19 protein-coding genes and 1 pseudogene are annotated in these 17127 nt (G+C 64.1%); 3 read left to right on the forward strand and 17 right to left on the reverse strand.

Features of this window, described 5'->3' with window-relative positions; translation table 11 throughout:
* The first annotated feature begins 40 nt into the window (after positions 1-40).
* On the forward strand, positions 41-1069 hold the full coding sequence (locus CQW49_RS15025; protein WP_003611841.1) for a 2Fe-2S iron-sulfur cluster-binding protein: 1029 nt from the start codon (positions 41-43) through the stop codon (positions 1067-1069).
* A 70-nt stretch (positions 1070-1139) separates the two neighbouring features.
* Here the strand turns inward: CQW49_RS15025 and CQW49_RS15030 are convergent, their stop codons facing one another.
* The 17 genes from CQW49_RS15030 to CQW49_RS15115 form a co-directional block, all read right to left on the reverse strand.
* Positions 1140-1970 carry a phosphate/phosphite/phosphonate ABC transporter substrate-binding protein gene (locus CQW49_RS15030; protein ID WP_244441292.1) on the reverse strand — a complete coding sequence of 277 codons (831 nt, stop codon included), beginning with the start codon at positions 1968-1970 and terminating at the stop codon, positions 1140-1142.
* On the reverse strand, positions 1960-3057 hold the full coding sequence (locus tag CQW49_RS15035; protein ID WP_099831896.1) for a fatty acid desaturase: 1098 nt from the start codon (positions 3055-3057) through the stop codon (positions 1960-1962). Before CQW49_RS15035 ends, CQW49_RS15030 begins: the two co-directional genes overlap by 11 nt.
* Positions 3058-3454: 397 nt before the next feature.
* Positions 3455-3898, reverse strand: a complete 444-nt coding sequence (locus CQW49_RS15040) for a ribbon-helix-helix domain-containing protein (protein WP_003611838.1) — start codon at positions 3896-3898, stop codon at positions 3455-3457.
* An 8-nt stretch (positions 3899-3906) separates the two neighbouring features.
* Positions 3907-5886: a conjugal transfer protein TraG gene (locus CQW49_RS15045; protein ID WP_003611837.1), complete on the reverse strand. Its 1980-nt coding sequence runs from the start codon at positions 5884-5886 to the stop codon at positions 3907-3909.
* A 145-nt stretch (positions 5887-6031) separates the two neighbouring features.
* On the reverse strand, positions 6032-7789 hold the full coding sequence (locus CQW49_RS15050; protein ID WP_003611836.1) for a relaxase/mobilization nuclease domain-containing protein: 1758 nt from the start codon (positions 7787-7789) through the stop codon (positions 6032-6034).
* Between the two features lie 570 nt (positions 7790-8359).
* Positions 8360-9439 (reverse strand): IS110 family RNA-guided transposase, encoded by a 1080-nt coding sequence (locus CQW49_RS15055; RefSeq protein ID WP_003611835.1) that lies wholly within the window; start codon positions 9437-9439, stop codon positions 8360-8362.
* A 325-nt stretch (positions 9440-9764) separates the two neighbouring features.
* Positions 9765-10307 carry a lytic transglycosylase domain-containing protein gene (locus CQW49_RS15065; RefSeq protein WP_244441366.1) on the reverse strand — a complete coding sequence of 181 codons (543 nt, stop codon included), beginning with the start codon at positions 10305-10307 and terminating at the stop codon, positions 9765-9767.
* 238 nt (positions 10308-10545) lie between these two features.
* Positions 10546-10881 (reverse strand): DUF736 domain-containing protein, encoded by a 336-nt coding sequence (locus CQW49_RS15070; RefSeq protein WP_003611832.1) that lies wholly within the window; start codon positions 10879-10881, stop codon positions 10546-10548.
* A 34-nt stretch (positions 10882-10915) separates the two neighbouring features.
* The gene (locus tag CQW49_RS15075) at positions 10916-11461 is read right to left on the reverse strand and encodes a S26 family signal peptidase (RefSeq protein ID WP_003611831.1); all 546 of its coding nucleotides are present in this window, start codon (positions 11459-11461) and stop codon (positions 10916-10918) included.
* Positions 11458-11976, reverse strand: coding sequence for a DUF2840 domain-containing protein (locus tag CQW49_RS15080; protein WP_003611828.1), 519 nt, complete (start codon positions 11974-11976; stop codon positions 11458-11460). The genes CQW49_RS15075 and CQW49_RS15080 overlap by 4 nt, the downstream gene beginning before the upstream one ends.
* Positions 11973-12227, reverse strand: a complete 255-nt coding sequence (locus CQW49_RS15085) for a hypothetical protein (RefSeq protein WP_003611826.1) — start codon at positions 12225-12227, stop codon at positions 11973-11975. Before CQW49_RS15085 ends, CQW49_RS15080 begins: the two co-directional genes overlap by 4 nt.
* A gap of 55 nt (positions 12228-12282) precedes the next feature.
* Positions 12283-12921, reverse strand: a complete 639-nt coding sequence (parA, locus tag CQW49_RS15090) for a ParA family partition ATPase (RefSeq protein ID WP_003611823.1) — start codon at positions 12919-12921, stop codon at positions 12283-12285.
* Positions 12918-14084, reverse strand: a complete 1167-nt coding sequence (locus tag CQW49_RS15095; RefSeq protein WP_003611822.1) for a replication initiator protein A — start codon at positions 14082-14084, stop codon at positions 12918-12920. Before CQW49_RS15095 ends, parA begins: the two co-directional genes overlap by 4 nt.
* Positions 14085-14096: 12 nt before the next feature.
* Positions 14097-14321, reverse strand: coding sequence for a DNA-binding protein (locus CQW49_RS15100; RefSeq protein WP_244441291.1), 225 nt, complete (start codon positions 14319-14321; stop codon positions 14097-14099).
* A 233-nt stretch (positions 14322-14554) separates the two neighbouring features.
* Positions 14555-15082 (reverse strand): DUF2285 domain-containing protein, encoded by a 528-nt coding sequence (locus tag CQW49_RS15105; protein ID WP_099831799.1) that lies wholly within the window; start codon positions 15080-15082, stop codon positions 14555-14557.
* A 46-nt stretch (positions 15083-15128) separates the two neighbouring features.
* Positions 15129-15338, reverse strand: coding sequence for a transcriptional regulator domain-containing protein (locus tag CQW49_RS25635; RefSeq protein WP_003611819.1), 210 nt, complete (start codon positions 15336-15338; stop codon positions 15129-15131).
* A 138-nt stretch (positions 15339-15476) separates the two neighbouring features.
* A complete protein-coding gene (locus tag CQW49_RS15115) occupies positions 15477-15740 on the reverse strand; it encodes a DNA -binding domain-containing protein (protein WP_003611818.1) in 264 nt (87 codons plus the stop codon).
* Between the two features lie 227 nt (positions 15741-15967).
* On the opposite strand from CQW49_RS15115, the gene CQW49_RS15120 reads away from it, so the two are divergent.
* A complete protein-coding gene (locus CQW49_RS15120; protein ID WP_024749632.1) occupies positions 15968-16195 on the forward strand; it encodes a helix-turn-helix domain-containing protein in 228 nt (75 codons plus the stop codon).
* Positions 16196-16763: 568 nt separating this feature from the next.
* Positions 16764-17112 (forward strand): annotated as a pseudogene (locus CQW49_RS25640) (transposase); the annotation flags it as partial.
* Between the last annotated feature and the right edge of the window lie 15 nt (positions 17113-17127).

Genomic DNA, 17127 nt, shown 5'->3' on the forward strand with positions numbered 1-17127 from the left:
TGCCCGGGCGAAGCCTCATTCCCACATCGGATTTTCCCGCATGTTCAAGGTCAATCTCGTCACGCGCGATGGCGCGTCGCTTACTTTCGACGCCGATTCCTCCGACACGCTGCTCGACGCCGCGGCGAAGGCGAATATTTTTCTACCCGCCGCCTGCCGCGAAGGCGGCTGTGGAACCTGCCGCGTGACGCGCAAAGCGGGCGTCGTGGCGCTCGGGCCTTACAGCCGGTCGGCGCTCTCCGACGCCGACCGCGCCGCGGGCGACATTCTGTTGTGTCGCGCCGAGGCGCATAGCGATCTCGAGCTGACGGCGCCGTTCGACAAAGCCGCCATCGGTTTTTCTCGCGTTCCCGAGCGCAGCGCCCGCATCACCGACATCGCGCCCGCCGGCACCGGCACCGTCCGGCTCGTTCTTCGGTATGAGGACGACCCCACGCATGGACGCGCGGCGGAATTCATTCCCGGGCAATTCATGGAGCTCACGCTTCCGGGAACGTCGATCACCCGCGCTTATTCGCTCGCCAATACGCCCAATTGGGAGGGAACGCTGGAGTTCTCGATTCGGCTGCATCCGCAGGGGGCATTCTCGGCCTATCTCCGGGGCCGGGCCGAAATCGGCGACGCGCTTTGCGTCAGAGGCCCGCAAGGCAGCTTCGTCGTCGACGAGGCCAGCCAGGCGCCGCGTTGGTTCGTCGCCGGCGGCACGGGGGTCGCACCGATATTGTCCATGCTGCGTCAAATGGCCGAACTCGGCGATGCGCGCGATGCGCGCCTGTTTTTCGGAGTCAACACGCAGGACGAATTGTTCGCGACCGATGTGGTGGAAGAGCTGTCGACGTCGCTGCCCGATTTCGGCGCAACGCTCTGTGTCTGGAGGCCCGGGCCGGATTGGTCGGGCTTCGCCGGAACGCCGGCGGAAGCGCTCGCCGCCGCGCTCGCCGACAGCTCCACGCGTCCCGACATTTATGTCTGCGGACCGTCGGCGCTCATCGAAGCGACGGAGACTGTCGCGCTCGCGGGAGGCGTTCCGCACGACCGCATCTTCAGCGAGCGATTTTCGCCGGCCTGATGCAGGAGGGGAGCGAAAATGGCCATGCTTCGAGCGCGCAAGATCTTCGCTCAAATTCGGCTACTCTTGCTTATTTTATCTCGGGAAAACCGAGATCGGCGGCTTCGCGCTCGAATTCCATCAAACGTTCGTAGGCGTCGACATCGGGCGTGGAAAGGCCAGCGAGCTCCAACGCTCCGCGTATGTCGGCCGTCTGTGGATCGTCCATAATCTCATGCAATGTCGCGGCAATAGCCGCCGCATCGGATTCGCTCGTGTCCGCTGAAGTCACATATGGCAATGACGGGCTGGATATGGTCTCGTCGAGTATCCGGTATCGTTCGGAGTCGACGGGGCGGATTTTCTTGAAAAATCCCCAGGTCACGCTGTCGATCGAGCAGATGTCGATGCTGCTCTCGTCGAGGCATTCGAGACTCGCGACATGTCCACCGGTCATGACGACGGAGGAAAAGAAGGGCTTTCCGCCAGCGATCCGCGCGAGCGACAGTCGCGGCAAGTTCATTCCCGAGTTCGATAGCAAGCTGTTGCACCCGAATATCCGCCCGCGCATATCTTCCAGGCATTCGGCGGGATCATCGCTCCTGACCATGAAGAAGGCACGATGAGTGGATCCCACGCATCCAGGGATCGAGTAATGCGGCGTTCCGAGAACGCGTCCTTTATCGCGGTAATGCTTGAACAGCGGATAGCCGCACATCTGGGTAAAGAATACCCCCGGCCCGACGCCCTCCGGAGCCGCACATCCGCCATACAACTCGATGTCGGCGGTTTCGACGCCCTTGGCGCGAAGCCCGAGCTGCAAGGCCGTCCACAGGGCGGCATTGGCGGCGGCCATCTCGGGAAGACAGTACATCGGCAGGCTGGCCGTCCGCCGCGATGGACGTGCTGTATCACGTCGCATGGGTATCCAACGTGATGCGCGGCTGCGTTGCAAAACCGGGTTCGAGCACAGCCGCATCAGACGAATTCTTGCTGGTGAGGCCAGGCGGATGGATCGGAGTGAAATTCGGCGTGGTAAGCCATTGCCGTGCGATCTCACCATAACCTCGAAACACGAAGCCGCCGTTGTGCATTTGAATGCGCTCACGATGCCGGCGCCAGACACGAGGCAGTTTCCACCATGACAGCGTCGGAAACAGATGGTGAACGGCGTGGAGGTTGTTCCATAGAAACAGAAGACCGAACACCCAGTTCGATTCGACCACCGCAGTGCGTTCGCCCGGCCGTTCGCCCCAGCGGTGCTCGGTGAAGCTGCGCATCATGCCAAAAACAAAACCACTATAGATGAACTCTACGAGGTACGACAAAACGGACATCTCGAAGACTCGCGTCACGAGCAGCAGCATCGAGGCTAAACCGATGCAGTGGCGAAACCAGATGCCGGCATTTGCAGTGTCGCCGGCGATCATTTTGCCGACTTCCGCAATGAAAAGGCGCGGTGCTTGCAGGAAAGGACCGATAAACAGCCTTCCCAAGAATGTCTGGTTGACTGTGAGAAGGCGCCTCCACAGATCGCCATGCTTATTCCAGTCCTCCTCGTTGTTATAGTAAGATTCTGGATCCTCCCCTGGATAGGTGATATGGCGGTTGCGATGGTGTTGCGAATGTGACCTCCGATAGAGTTCGAAAGGATGCCACACACCGATCGGCGCCCAGACGACCGCGCGACGCAGCCACTTCGGTATCCCCCGCATGCCGTGAATCGCCTCGTGCTGCAAAGAGGAATGCCATTGCACGACGTAACCCGCCAGCGGAGCCGTGATCCACCAAGGAACGTACTCATGAGAAGCGAGCAGCAATAGCCAGCCAGCGTAGATCGCTGCCGCAACCAGGAGCGTCGGCCCTTCATGCTGCTCGAACCACGAGTTGGAAGCCGTATCTCCGGCAACGGCGAGCATCAGCCCGTGCGCCGCTCCCACCGAGCCGACTCCGGATTTGTCATCGCCAATTTCGCCCTCATGATCTGGAATGAAGTGTGAATCTGTCAAGCACATGTCTCCCCGGTCATGGGATGTGACTCTCAGCGGCGCAGGCCGTTTCTCCGTAGCGATGAGCCAGGGGTGAGGTTCTCGCGGAAGCCTGCTTCGTGGGCGCTGGCGCGGCGATATCTGAGTAAATCGATAGACTTTGTCATTTTAATGATTTAGCGCAAATTGGCAATCCGGCGCGTTTGTTGATTGGCAGGGCGATATCATGTCTGGACGCCGCCTTCGCGTCGAGGCGGCTTTGAAAGCGCTGCTGCGGCCCGCGAGCGCGGTCATGTCTTCGGCCTCTGGTGGCCGCAAAGCGCCTGCCGGTCCTGGTGTTGTCCGCTGATCCCTCGCCCCGATCACATTAGCGCCTTTTTTTGCGGCCCGTCGTGGCCTGACGAAAAATGCTTGCTTTCTATTCGTGCGAGTCGGTGACGTTCTCGTCTGCTTGGTTTCCGCGGAACATGTCTCTCGGAATCTCGTCCAATAAGGTCCGTCCCTGATTGAGTCGCCGCCCCAGCGCCTCGATGAAGCCCTCGTAGCGTTCGCGCCCTTTCACCTGGGCGCTCGATTGCGCCTCCGGCGGCAAGGGCGGCGTGACGGTCAACCAGAAGCGAACGAACAGCGCGAGCGCTTCGGTCGTGAGTCCGCTGTTGCGTTCGAGGCGTTGAACCTGACGTGTCAGCCGATCCAGCCGCCGCGTGAAGGCGGCCTCCATTCGGTCTGCGCCGTCGGGCGACAGAAATGACGCGACCGCAGCCTCGACAATAGCAGAGCGCGTGAGGCGCTTTTGCGCGGCGAGCTCGTTGATCCTCGCGATCATCTCCACGGGGAGCGAGACATTGAGGCGGTCGCGCATCTGGATTCCTAGAGATCGAGGCCATCGGCGGGGTCCATCGCGCCCTGGCGCGCGAGGCCGCCCATGCGCTGGCGGATGATTTCTTGCTGGCGCGCGGCCTGCGCCGGCGTGTCGTCGACGATGGAGAATTCGTTTCTGTCCCGACGCGAGGGCGTCGTCTCCTTTACGATCGCGACATGGTCGGGCAGTTCCGGCTCGCGTCGCAACCCGCCATTGGCCGCGTCCTCGGTTGTCGATCGCATGACCAGGTCTGCGGAGGGCGCCGGAATCGGCAGGGCCGACCAGTCATCCGGCCGGGGCGCGTGGGATGCTTCTTTCGGCGGCGGCAGAATCCGCTCGGCGAAGCGGCGGTCCTCGTAATAGCGCGCCTTCTTCGCGCGGACCGGATGCAGGCCCGACATCATGACGATCTCGTCGGATGGCGGAAGCTGCATGATCTCGCCGGGGGTGAGGAGCGGGCGCGCGGTCTCGGAGCGCGACACCATCAAATGACCGAGCCAGGGCGAAAGCCGATGCCCGGCATAGTTTTTCATCGCCTTCATCTCGGTTGCGGCGCCGAGCGCGTCGCTCACCCGCTTCGCGGTGCGCTCGTCATTGGTGGCGAAGGACACACGCACCTGGCAATTGTCGAGGATGGAGTTGTTCGCCCCATAGGCCTTCTCGATCTGGTTCAGCGATTGCGCGATCAGGAAGCTCTTGATGCCATAGCCCGCCATAAAAGCCAGCGCGCTCTCGAAGAAATCGAGCCGTCCGAGCGCGGGGAATTCGTCGAGCATCAGCAGCATGCGGTGACGGCGTCCCGTCGGGCGCAATTCCTCGGTCAGGCGTCGCCCGATCTGATTGAGCACGAGTCGGATCAGCGGCTTGGTTCGGCTGATGTCGGAGGGCGGCACCACGAGGTAGAGCGTGGCTGGACGCGCGCCGGAGACGAGATCGGCGATCCGCCAGTCGCATTGCCGGGTCACTCTCGCCACGACCGGATCGCGGTACAGTCCGAGGAACGACATGGCGGTGCTGAGAACGCCCGAACGCTCATTGTCGGATTTGTTGAGGAGCTCGCGTGCGGCGGAGGCGACGACGGGATGCGGGCCCGCCTCGCCGAGGTGCTGGGTCGTCATCATCGCCCGCAAGGTCGTCTCGATCGGCCGGTTCGGATCGGACAAGAAGGCGGCGACGCCGGCGAGCGTTTTGTCGGCTTCGGCGTAGAGGACATGGAGAATGGCGCCGACCAGCAGGGAGTGGCTGGTCTTCTCCCAATGGTTCCGACGCTCGAGCGATCCTTCCGGATCGACCAGCACGTCGGCGACATTCTGCACGTCGCGGACTTCCCACTCGCCCCTGCGCACTTCGAGCAGCGGATTATAGGCGGCCGAGTCGCCGTTGGTCGGATCGAACAGCAGGGCGCGGCCGTGCCGCGCGCGAAATCCGGCGGTGAGTTGCCAGTTCTCGCCTTTGATGTCGTGGACGATGGCCGAGCCCGGCCATGTGAGCAGCGTCGGCACGACCAGCCCCACGCCCTTTCCTGATCGGGTCGGGGCGAAGCAGAAAACATGCTCTGGTCCGTCATGCCGCAGATATGAGGTCTCATGCCGGCCGAGCACGACTCCGTCGGGGCCGAGCAGGCCGGCGGCCTTAATCTCGTCGGGCCGTGCCCAGCGCGCGGATCCATAGGTCTCCGCATCATCGGCCTCGCGGGCGCGCCAGATCGACATGGCGATCGCCGCAGCGATGGACAGTGGTCCAGCGGACGCCGCGATATAGCCGCCTTCGACGAAGATCTCGGGCGCATAGGCGTCGAAGGCGTACCACCACCAGAAGAAGGCCGGCGGCGGATAGAAGGGGAAGTGGGCGAGCTCGAACCAGGGATATCCGAGCTGCGGCTGGAAGCCGAGGCGCCAGGCGGTCCATTCGGTTGCCGCCCACATTGTCGTCAGCACGATGACCGATACGACGAGGATCTGGCCCCAGAGAATCCTGGTAGCGGACACGGGCGCCTCCGTTCGAATCGAGCGAGACGTCGAGACAAAGACGCGGTTTGAGCGGGTTCAAGCGTGTTCGCGTAGCGATCGTAGCGTGGTGAACCGAGACGAAAAAATACTGGCGCGTGAACCGGCGATCGAGATTCACCGATCGTCATAGGCCCAATCCTCGTTTTCGGCCGATGCTCCATTCGATGCCGCCATCGTCTCGCGCTGTCCCGGCGACATGCTGGCCGAGCTTTTTCTCGAGCGTCGGCGACCAGGGCACGAGCTGGAAGCCGAGACCGTCGTCGATCATGGCGAAGCGCCCGGAGGCGAGCACGAGGCGCTGACGATAGATGCCAGAGACCTGATTGCCGGCGGCGACCTGGTTGTGCGGAAGGCCGGTCTCGGCCGAGAGCTTTTCGGTGGCGTCGTTCAGCTCGCGGCCGCGCAGCGTCGCAAGCATGTCGCGCTGGAAAATGACCTGCCCGCTTCGGCGTTGAGCCAGTCCTTCTGCGATGAGATGCTCGGCGCGCGCTTTCATCGCCTCGCGGACCTCGCCGCCGAAGCCGCCCATGGCGAGCGGCGTCGGCGTGCGCTCGACGAGACGGTGATCGAGCCAGGTCGCCCCCGACGCGCCGATCTGCTGGTCGAGATCGAAGTCCGAGCGCGTCGCCAAGATGAGCGTCGGCCGCGGATCATCGGAGCGGCCGAAGCGCCGCACCTCGACGACGCCCCCAATCGGCGGAGCATGTTCGAACGCCTCGACGCCGTGAATGCGGACATGATGGGCGTGGCCGTCGGTTCCGTCTATCACGGCATAGGCTTCTCCACTCAGCTCGTCGTGCAGTCCCTTGTCGACGAGCCTCCCGATGATGGCCGATTCTGTCGGCCCCGCGTCGACGACAAAGTCGCCGACGCTGCGGTCCTGGCCGCGCTCGGTGAAGGCGCGGTGCATGGTCTTGATGATGTCGCCGCGCATTCCGAGATCGCGCAGCGTGCGCTCCGCCTCCAGGCCGATCATCCATCGGCCGGGACCGGCGGAGGCGGCGAGTCCCATTCGCTCGAGCTTCTGGACGCGGCCGACCATCAGGCGGCGCAATTCAGGATCGTCGGGACCAGGATGCGCTGGGCGCAGGTCGACCAGACCCGTCTCGTCGGCGGCGAAGCGGATGGCGGCGTCCAGCCGTGTCCAGCGATCGGCGTCGACCTCGCGCTCGAGCGCCGAGCGGATCGCATGTTCGGGGCGTGGGCCGAGCTCGATGGACACGAGGTCTTCCGCGCGCGAGCGCAGGCCGTGGCTGATATAGTCACGGGCGATGACGAGATCGGCGCGGGTCTCGTCGACGCCGCGCACCAGCAGATGGACATGCGGGTTGTCGGTGTTCCAATGATCGACGGCGACCCAGTCGAGCTTTGTTCCGAGATCGGCCTCCATCCGGCCGGCGAGATCGCGAGTGAACGCTTTGAGGTCGGTCATCTCGCCGGCGTCCTCGGGCGAGACGATGAAGCGGAAATGATGCCGGTCGCAGTCGCATCGTTCGGCGAGGGCCCGATCGTCGGCGTGATCGTTCGCGGCATCGAACATCACGCCCTTCTCTCCGTCGCGGCTGACGCCCTCGCGCTTCAGATAAGCAAAATGCGCGGACAGCGGCGCCGATCGAAAGCTTCGGCCCCTGTGGCGGACGACGCGCGCCTTGACGACGACGCGGCGGCCCGGATCGAAGAGGCGGGCGCGGCCGAAGGCGGCGCGCCCACGCCCGAAGCCGGAGCCGCCAGTGGCAGCCGAACGCCTGCCGCCATGCGGCGTCGCAGGTCCGGCTTTGCGTGCGGCTTTCAGAACCTCGGCGACGAAGCTCTTCGGCTTCGGCGCCCGGGTCGTGCGGACCCGTCCCGGACGGACGCGAAAATCGTTCTCCTCCCGGCTCATCGGTTCGCCTCGGCGAGGCGATCGGCAGCTGCGAGAACGTTGTGTGCAGGTCGACGCGTTGTGATTTCACGAGAATTTGCCGAAACCTGCCAATGACCGACCGGCCTGCCAGGCGAAAGACGAGTCGCGCCCGCGACTTGTCTGCCGACGTGGCAGGCGCTTTTATCTCGCCCTCCTAATTGGGCGACGTCCCGAGCCTTTCGTCCCCATATCTTCCTCCATCGGTCAATCGTAGGCAAGCGTGGTCTCGCGCGCAAAGGCGCGCTTTGTCGGTCGACGGCGTAATCGATCGGCCTCGACAGGTCAGGAACCCTCCGGTGTCGAACGCAGCTCTGAGGCGCCATGCACTCCTCCGTGCTCTGCGGCGTCAATGAAGCGCCGCGGCACATGTCCGCATCGGGATCGCGGGGCATCAACCACAAGCACTAGAGCGTGGTCGCGCGAGCGCGCCACAGGCAAGATATCGTGCTTCCCGCCGCCCTTGGTCTGCATCAGAACCGTTCTCCGCTCGCGCGGATTCCTCACATTCGAAGCGTCGTGCGCGCGCCGTCGGCGCGTCGATTTTCGTCTTTACGCGGTGGCGGCGAGCAGCTTCGGCGCGCGCTTGCCTTGCGGCTTCTCCTGCGTCTCCGCCGCCTTGAACCGGAAGGTCGAACCGTCGCGCCACATCGCGTGCATGATCACCGAAAGCTTCCGCGCGACCGCCACGCAAGCGCGCTTGTGGCCGCGCTTCTTGGCGATCTTCAGGCCCCAGGCCTTGAGGCTGCTGAAGCCCTTGAAGCGCGTCAACATGATATTCGCCGCTTCATAGAGCGGGTGCCGAACCTCGCCGTCTCCGGCCTTGGAGATGTGGCCGGAAACGTCGATCGACGTTCCCGATTGCCACCGTCGCGCCGTCAGCCCGAGATAGGCGCCGACGGTCTTCGAGCGGCGGAACCGGCCCGGATCGTCGACCGACGTCTTGAACGCCAGAGCGCTGATCGGCCCGACGCCAGGTATCCCCATGAACCGCCGGCAGACCTCGTCCTTGCTCACGACCGCCACGACGAGCTTGTGCAGCCGAAGATATTCCTGCCACAGCGCCGCGCGCGCCCGCAGCATGCAATCGACGACGCCGGCGATCAGCGAATCCTGCGCGACGAGCTCGCGCACGCGCTCTTCGAATTGCCCTCGGCTGACGGCGCCGAGCTTCAGGCCGAAGGTCTTGATCGAGTGGCGGATGGCGTTTTCAATGTCGAGAAACTTGCGCTTCAAGTTGCGCCGGTGCGTCAGCAGGAGCCGCAGCCGGTAGCTGTCCTCGCTCTTGACATGGACCTGCTTGAACCAGCCGGTGCGCACGATATGGGCGATCCCCTGCGCGTCGGTGCGATCCGTCTTGTTGCGCATGGCCGAGAGCGCGGAGCGCGCATGATAGGCCTCGAGGCACACCATCGGCAGTCCACGCTGCTGCAGCTCCACTTGCAGCCACGGAGAAAAAGAGCCCGCCTCGTGGCCGACGCGCCGCAGGCGTTCGGCGTAGGGTCGAAGCGCCGCGAAAATCGCGTCCGGGTCGGTCTCGACCTTGGTTTCGAGCACGAATTTTCCTTCCTGATCGATGACGCAGATCGAAGTCTCTTCCATCGATACGTCCAATCCGGCAAAATACTCCATGGCTGTCCTCCGTCGGCGTTTGGGGCGCTCAACCGACCCCGATTTTACGCCGTTATCGCGGAGGACAGCCGCCTTCTTCTTCCCGGCGAATTCCACAACCTCCGCCGCAAGCCCAATTACGTGGGCAGTAGTCCGGTCGTGTTCTGCGCTAAATTGCCTTCCGCCGCTTTCTCTTCGCCATATTGCGCTCGGAAACGCTGGAATGCGAAGTGGTCGCCAACGAGGCTCACAATGCTCCCAAACGCGTTCCGCGTTGCGGAAATGGCGGTGCAGAGGTCCCTCAGCGCGCGAATGTCGGCGGTCCGACCGTAACCGCGATGTTGGTTCATTGCGCGTGCTCCGTCGGCGAGAGCGCGACGAACAGGCCGTCGGAGCGAGGCGCGATGGCGGACAGATCGCGCGTGGCGGCGACAGCCGTCGTGTCGGTCGCGGTCCGAATTGCCGCTGAAGGATTGGCGGTGCGTGTGCTGTCGTTCTTCCCGACGAATAGCGGCGCCTTCGTCCACGGGGAAAGACCAGAGAACGTGTGACTGGCCGATCGAGCGCTGTCGCTTCCTTCGATAAGAGGGAGGAGTGTCGCGACATAGGCGACAGTCTCGGATGGCAATGAACGGCGCCCGTCGAGATAATCCTCATAGCGGCGCGGTCCCGCATTATAGGCCGCGAGGAAGCCCGGCGAGCCGTAGCGATCGTGCAGCTCGCGCAGGTACGCCGCGCCTGCGATGATGTTGTCGCTCGGGTCGAAGGGATCGCCGGCAAGAGCGTAGCGGGCGCGCAGCTCCGACCAGGTGTCGGGCATGATCTGCATGAGTCCCGTTGCGCCTTTGAGCGAGACTATGTCTCGTCGGGCGCGGCTTTCGATCTGCATCACGGCACGGATCCATGTCGGGGGAATGCCGAAGCGCCGCGCCGCCTCTGCGATATGGACGGCGTAGCGATCGCCGCCCGTCGGGCACTCGATCGGCGTTGCCTTTGCGGGCAGGACTCCGTCCGATGCGCAGGCCGGGTCGAGGCCGACAAGAAAAAGGAGCGTGAGTCGCGCGCGCCCGCCAGGACGGTTTGAGCGGACCCGTTTGCGCATGATCGGGAATGCGGCACGCATATTGTCAGTCCCGCTCGTTGCGCTTCTGGAGTCGGGTCCAGTGCAGAATCCAGCTCGCCTTGTCTTCGCTCGATTGGAACAGATTGGCGCGGATCGGCTGCGTCAGGGCAGGTTCGTCGAGGAGCAACGAGACGTAGTCGCCGGCCTTCTCGCCGATGCGCTTCCACGCCGCTCCGATCTCCTGTCCTTCGTCATCGCCGAGCAAGATTCGATAGTCGGGCGCGTTCTCCGCGCCGCCGTGGTCGGAGGGAACGAGAACGATCTGGGCGTCGAGCGACAGCGTGCGGATGGCGCCCGAATATCCCGTTTTGGTGCGAGTGAATCGACCGATCTGCGTCATCGGATTCTCCTTGATTGGAAGAGTCGCGCGGGCGTCAGTCGACGGCGGCGCGCCAGACGAAACGGCCGTCGCCTTCTTCGTCGGTCCAGATCGGAACCGCGCGGGCGACGATCGACGTGACGGGGAATGGACCGAAGTAGCGGCCGTCGAGGCTGTCCTGGACGGTCGGATTCATGAGGAAGACCTCGTCGGGCCGAAGCGTCCGGCAGCCGGTCCAGCTCGGCAGCGGACGACCGAGGCGATCGCGATCTTTCGCTTCGCCGACGTCGACGCCATCGATCGAGACGAGGGCGCCGACGCGGCACACGGTCTGTTCGGGGAGCGCCAAGACATGCTTCAGAAGCAGCACGCCGTTTGGCAGGAAGCCTCCATCGGCGAGAAAGCGCGCGATAGGTACCGGTGGCTGGGCGGCGACCAGTTGCAGGGCGTGAAGACGATCGGCCGGTCGAAGCTCATAGAGCCCGGTCGGCGTGCTCGCCGTGGCGTTCCAGACGAGCCGTGGGGTGACGGGAACGAAGTAGTGGCCGCCGATCAGCAGCACGGAGGAGAGCGTCGCCGTGACATAGCCGAGGCGGATCATGGCGCGACGCTCCGGCGCTTCAGCCACGCGTCATGCTGCGCGCGCGTGTAGGCGCGCGGCTCGTCGCCGACGGCGAGACGGTTGTGCAAATGCCGCCAATAGTCGGGCGACGCGTCGGCGGGATCGACGCCGATCGCCTCTATGGCGTCGATCGCCTGAAGCGCTCGCTCGACCCTCGGCCAGGCGTCGACGCGGAGCAGGATCTCGCCGCCGGGCCGCACGAAGGGCAGCGTCTGATAGCGCTCGCCGGCTCCGACGGCGCGGACAATGTCCATCCGTGAAATCACCGTGCCATAGTCGTTCGACGCCCATCGGACGAAGCAGAAGATGCTGCCGGGAGCGAAGCTGGCGATGCGGCGGCGGCGGTCGAGTATCTTGTGCGCCGCGCGATTGCCGAAGCGAATCCGAAACTCGATCTTCTTCTCGATCCAGGTCAGCTCGACATGGGTGAGAGGTGCGACGCCGTGATGCGGCGGCGCTTCGACGCGAGCGGATTGCGGCTCGTTGTCGTTCATGATGTCTCTCCGGGATCGTCGGGAAATTCGCGCGTGAACAGGTCGCGCAGCATGTCGGCGACGGTGACGCCGCGCCGAAAAGCGGCGACCTTGATGCGGCCGCGCAGCGCCAGCGTGACGTCGATCGTCAGGCGTGCGGTGAATCCGCCGGCGTCGTTCGCGCGCCGTGCGGGAGCGTCGGCCGATCTGATCCAGCCCTCGGCGTCGCCGGGACGCGCGGCGAAGCCGCGCTTTGCAGGGCGCTCGTTCATGCGGCGCCTCCGTCGTCGAACGACGAGCGATCGTCCTCCACATCGGCAAAGATTGTCATGGCGCGATCCTTCCGACCTCGGCGGCGAGCGCGACGATCTCGCGCGCCGCCGGCGTGTCGTCGGCGAGCTCTGAGACGAGGCGGCCGGTCTGCGCGGCGTCGGCGAAGGCGATGCGCTGACCAATGGTGGCGGAGAGCGCCGGCGGATCGTGATCGGCGAGCGTCTCGACCGTCTCGCGCGCGATGACGGTGCGCGCGGCGTAGCGATTCAGGACGAAGCGGGCGGCGAGCTGGGGACGATAGATGCGCGCCTCGCCGAGCAGGCCCAGCATCTCGGCCGACGCCCAGCCGTCGAAGGGCGACGGCTGCACCGGGATCAGCGCCAGATCGGCGGCGAGCAGCGCCGATCGCATCAGGCCGGCGACGCGCGGCGGACCATCGATGACGAGATGGTCGACGCCGCGCGCCAGCTCGGGCGCCTCGCGGTGGAGCGTGTCGCGCGGCAGGCCGATGACCGTGAACAGCCGTGAGAGGTTCTCGCGCGCTCGCTGCTGTGACCAGTCCAGCGCCGAGCCCTGAGGGTCGGCGTCAATCAGCGTGACGCGCTTTCCTTGCCGAGCCCACTCGCCGGCGAGATGCAGAGCGAGCGTCGTCTTGCCGACACCGCCCTTTTGGTTGAGTAGCGCGACGATCATGACGCGCCTCCTTCCCTCTCGCCGAAGGGAACAGGCGCCTCGAAAGTCGCATCGTCCGTAAAGCCGGATTTACGGAAAGTCGTATCAGATGTAGTCTTTTCAGACGGAAGTTTCGGTGTGCGGGAACGCTCCGATGAGTTTTCCACATTCGCCGGGCGCAAACAAAAGTTAGAGTCTCTGTTAGACTCTAAGTTAAGAGCCGAGATTTCTTCTTCAGGCCAGAGGGTTAGCTGCCGTCGGCGCGCCCGAAGTCCCGATAGGGCCGCGCCCGAAATCCCGATACCAAGCGCGCCCGAAGTCCCGAGTGTTTCCACAGGTTTATCCACAAGAGCTGTGGATAAGTCGATCGGCAGGATGTGCAGCAGTTCGCGCCGGCCCTCGTGCTCGATCCGCAGGCGATAGCCGGGCAGCGACTGCCGGCACACGATGAGCCGGATGTCGATCGCGAAATCCCTGAGCCTCGCGAGGCTGCCGGATTTTTGATGCAGATGCGGGATGTCGAAGATCCAGCCCCGCTTCTGGCGGCCGGCGTGCTTGCGGGCGACGCGATAGAGCCAGCGCTCGACGCCGCCCGTCAGCCGGAAATAGGCAGGATCGATGGCGAGCACCAGCGAGCGGTCGACGACGCCACGGTAGAACCATTCCGGGAGAACGAATTCCATGCCTTCGACGCGGCCGTCGCGCGTCACGCACTCCTCCCATTCGTTGATCCAGGAAAACTGGCTGCGGCGCCAATGCTCGCCGTTGCGAATGGTGGTGCAGATGGCCGTCGATTGCAGGCGGGTGAGCGCGCCTTTCAGCAGCTTGTAATCGCGGGCGCCGGTCGCGCGTCCGACGGACTTGAGGAGCTGATAGGGCGTGAAGCGAAGAAACCGGGAGGTCGTGAGCCCCTGGTTCTCGGCCTCGACGATCTGGCTCGCCGCCCAGATCAGCACGTCGGCGTCCCAGATGGTCGCCATGCCATGCTCGGGCATGGCGAAGACTTCCACGCGCGCGCCGGCCGCCTCGTAGAGGATCGGCGTCGTGCGCTTCGTCTTGGCGAGCGAGAAGAACGGCCGCTCCATGAGATCGCGCTGATCGCGCGGCGAGGCGTCGCCCGTCGCGATGACGAAGGGGTGGAGGCGGCTGCGCTCGCTCGAGGTGACGGGGAGGCGGCGCGACATGGCGGCGTCGCCTCAGCGGTGAAAGTGCGGGCGTGCGATGCGCACGCCGGTGTCGATGCGGACGGCGTCGCGCGCCTCGACATACTGCGGATCGGACGTGGAGCGGCAGGCGGCCGCATCGGCCCAGGCCTGCAGATCGTCGATCGCGTACACGACGCGCCCACCGAGCTTGCGGAACGTCGGGCCGGCGCCGTGACAGCGGTATTTTTCGAGCGTGCGCGCGGAGAGGCTGAGCATTCGCGCGGCTTCATGCGTCCGGACGAAGCGCGTGGCGCCTTCGGGTGATTTGTCGCGCAAGAGACGCCTCCGTAGCGGTGAGGTGCGCCGCAGGGAGGTCGCGGCGTTTCGAGATCACCGTGGCGGAGAAGAGAAGCGCAGGGGGAGGACGAAGTTTTGGGGCCGGTCCGTGTCCCCCCTTCCGCGAGGCGCACGCCGGGATGTCCTAGGAAACGGAGAATGCGGAAGGTTCATCAGCCGCCGCGCAGCAGCCTCTTGTAGCCGCCGTTCATCAGCGCGATGGAATCATGGATGAGACGGTTCGCCTTGCGGCGCGTCGCCGAACTCTTCCACTCGAGCGCGGGAAGCTCAGCGTCCTCGGCGTCGATCAGGGACGCGGCGATGTCGCGTGGCCCCGCGCCGCCGAGCCGGAAATCCAGCGCGTGCAGCAACAGGATGAGACGCGTGCGTCGCTGCGCAGTCAATTGCAGCGCGCGAGGAAGCGGCCCTGCGGCGCCACCCTGAAGGCGGCGAACGAATCGCGACGCGACTTCGAGCCGGATTTCGAGTGACGCGTCGAGCGGCAAAATGATCGCGGGACGGCTCGGCGCGCGTTCGTTCATCCAGACATGAATCTCGCCTCGGGCGTCGCCGATCACGACCTGCCTGTCCCCCTCGTCGGACCTGTCCGCGACGACTTTGCCGAAGGCGGTCGGATCGAAGGTCCCATCCGCCGCGAAGCGGGGCGGCGCCGAAGCGATGATCAGCGTGCCAGGGTCGATCTCAGGGAGCCAGAGCGCAGGTTCCCCTCCTGCCGGCGTTTCCGGGTCATGAGCGAAACTGCAACCCCCAGCGACGCGCGAGGCTCGAAAGGGCGGTCGCTTCGTCGACGGCGCCGCGTTCGATCCGCCTCAGCGTCTCGCGATAATCCTGGCGATATCTCGGGTTTCGGCGCAGGAATTCGAGCGCGAATCCGGAAGGGTCCAGGTCGTTCAATTGCTTGATAGAATCAGGAGATTTCCAAAAACTCGTTGGCATGAAGCGCTCCTCGGCTTGGCCTCGTAGCTCGAGCGGCGACTTCGACGATTCCGGAATGGCAGAACCAAAACTAGCCCAAAGAGTTGCATCGCGTGCCCCGAGCGCCCGTGACCTTTTTATGGCAGGCGGGAAGAGAGACTATTGCGCGCGCGTGCCCAAAAGCTGCCGATAGCCGGCTGCGGACATCCATCTCGCTCTGGCCAAATGGCTTTCATGGATGATCTTCGCCCGTTCCGGCTCGCTCTCCGGGTCGATCCCGAAAATCACCGCGACGACTTCGCGCCAATCGGCGCCCTCGTCGGCGGCGTCCAGAAGTCGCAGGTAGGTCGGGAGGTGACGTTCGTCGTAGGCGTTCACGTGCTCGGTGAGCGGCGGACGATCTTCGAAGGCTGGCGTGCTCATTGCGGACCTGCCTGTCGCTCTATGCCGGCGAATTCATGGCGAGATAGCGGGATTATATCCCAGGATTGGTTGGCGTTCTATTCCAATGGTGATGCAGTCGGCGCATCGCGTTGTTCGCTGGGAATGCAGACTCGCAGGTTCGGCAGAGGCCGATCGTAGCATGGTCGCCGACGAATAGGAATGTTCGTTCCTGGAATGAACGTTCTTGACTCGGCTTCCATGCCACGATGGAAATCGAGGAGGTGATAGCGACGAATGTGCGTCGCCTGCGTAACGCCAGAAAGTGGACGCAGGAAGAGCTTGCCGAGAAGGCGCAGCTGAGCTCTCGCTATGTCGGTGCGATCGAGCGCGCCAATGTGTCGCCGAGGGTGGGTATCATAGGTCGGATCGCTGACGCATTCGGCGTCGAGCCCGCCGATCTTTTCAAGCGCAGCAGGCCGAAAGGTCGCGGCTGAACTCGGCAGACGACCAGAGGCTGGGCAGAATCGGCACAATGTCCATTTGGCACCATGAGCTGCCGTAAGTCACAATGCCGAAACCTGACATTCGCATGCGCCTTCGGCTATGACGCGTCGGAATAGCTCAAGAGCATGCTCTGTTTAGATCCGGCTGGATTAAGATAACAATGTCCATGAGACACTTGAGGCATGGCGCGGATATTTCATCGACTCACTGACGCTGCGTCTCTAGAAGAGGACGACGGAGGAGGCTGCGTAAGTTAGACCTGAACTTGAGTAGGACCTAAAGTTCATCGCCAGAGGAGGCGCGAATTTAGTCGAGGTCGAGGCGCTTCGTCTCTCACGCGAACGGTGGCGATAATTATGACCATTGCACCTGTCCCAGAAGCAGCGCGAACCCGCACCCCACTCGGCGAATATTCAAGAGCAAGCATGTCTACGGGCGGAACGCCCATTCGATGAGCTACGGCTAGAGGGTGTTATGAACTTTAATGATAGATTGGCTTAATGGAATCTGCGCCCGATTTGCAGGGCTTATCCGTCTGACGTCAGCGCCGAATAATGGTTGCTGGTCGCGCCATATCTGACGCTGATGAACGAAGACGCGCCGCAGCGCAAACATTCGCTGCGCGAACTGTTCAACGGGCTGCGCTATGTCCTGCGGCACGGCATCGCGTGGCGCGCCGTGCCCAATGAACTGCCGCCATGGTTCGCCGTGTAATCAACAAGGAACGAGATGGCGGGGGGGGTGTTCGAGGCGCTTGCTCAGGATTTTCGTGCGCTCCTGCGCATCGCCTCGGGGCGCAACGCGGAGCCGACTGCGGCCATCATCGACAGCCGCACCTTGCGCTCGAACGCCGGAAATCGGGCCGCGTGCGGGATACGACGGAGCCAAGCGAAAGCGTGGCTCCAAGTTCCGAACGCAATAG

The organism is Methylosinus trichosporium OB3b, from assembly GCF_002752655.1.
Taxonomy (GTDB): Bacteria; Pseudomonadota; Alphaproteobacteria; order Rhizobiales; family Beijerinckiaceae; genus Methylosinus; species Methylosinus trichosporium.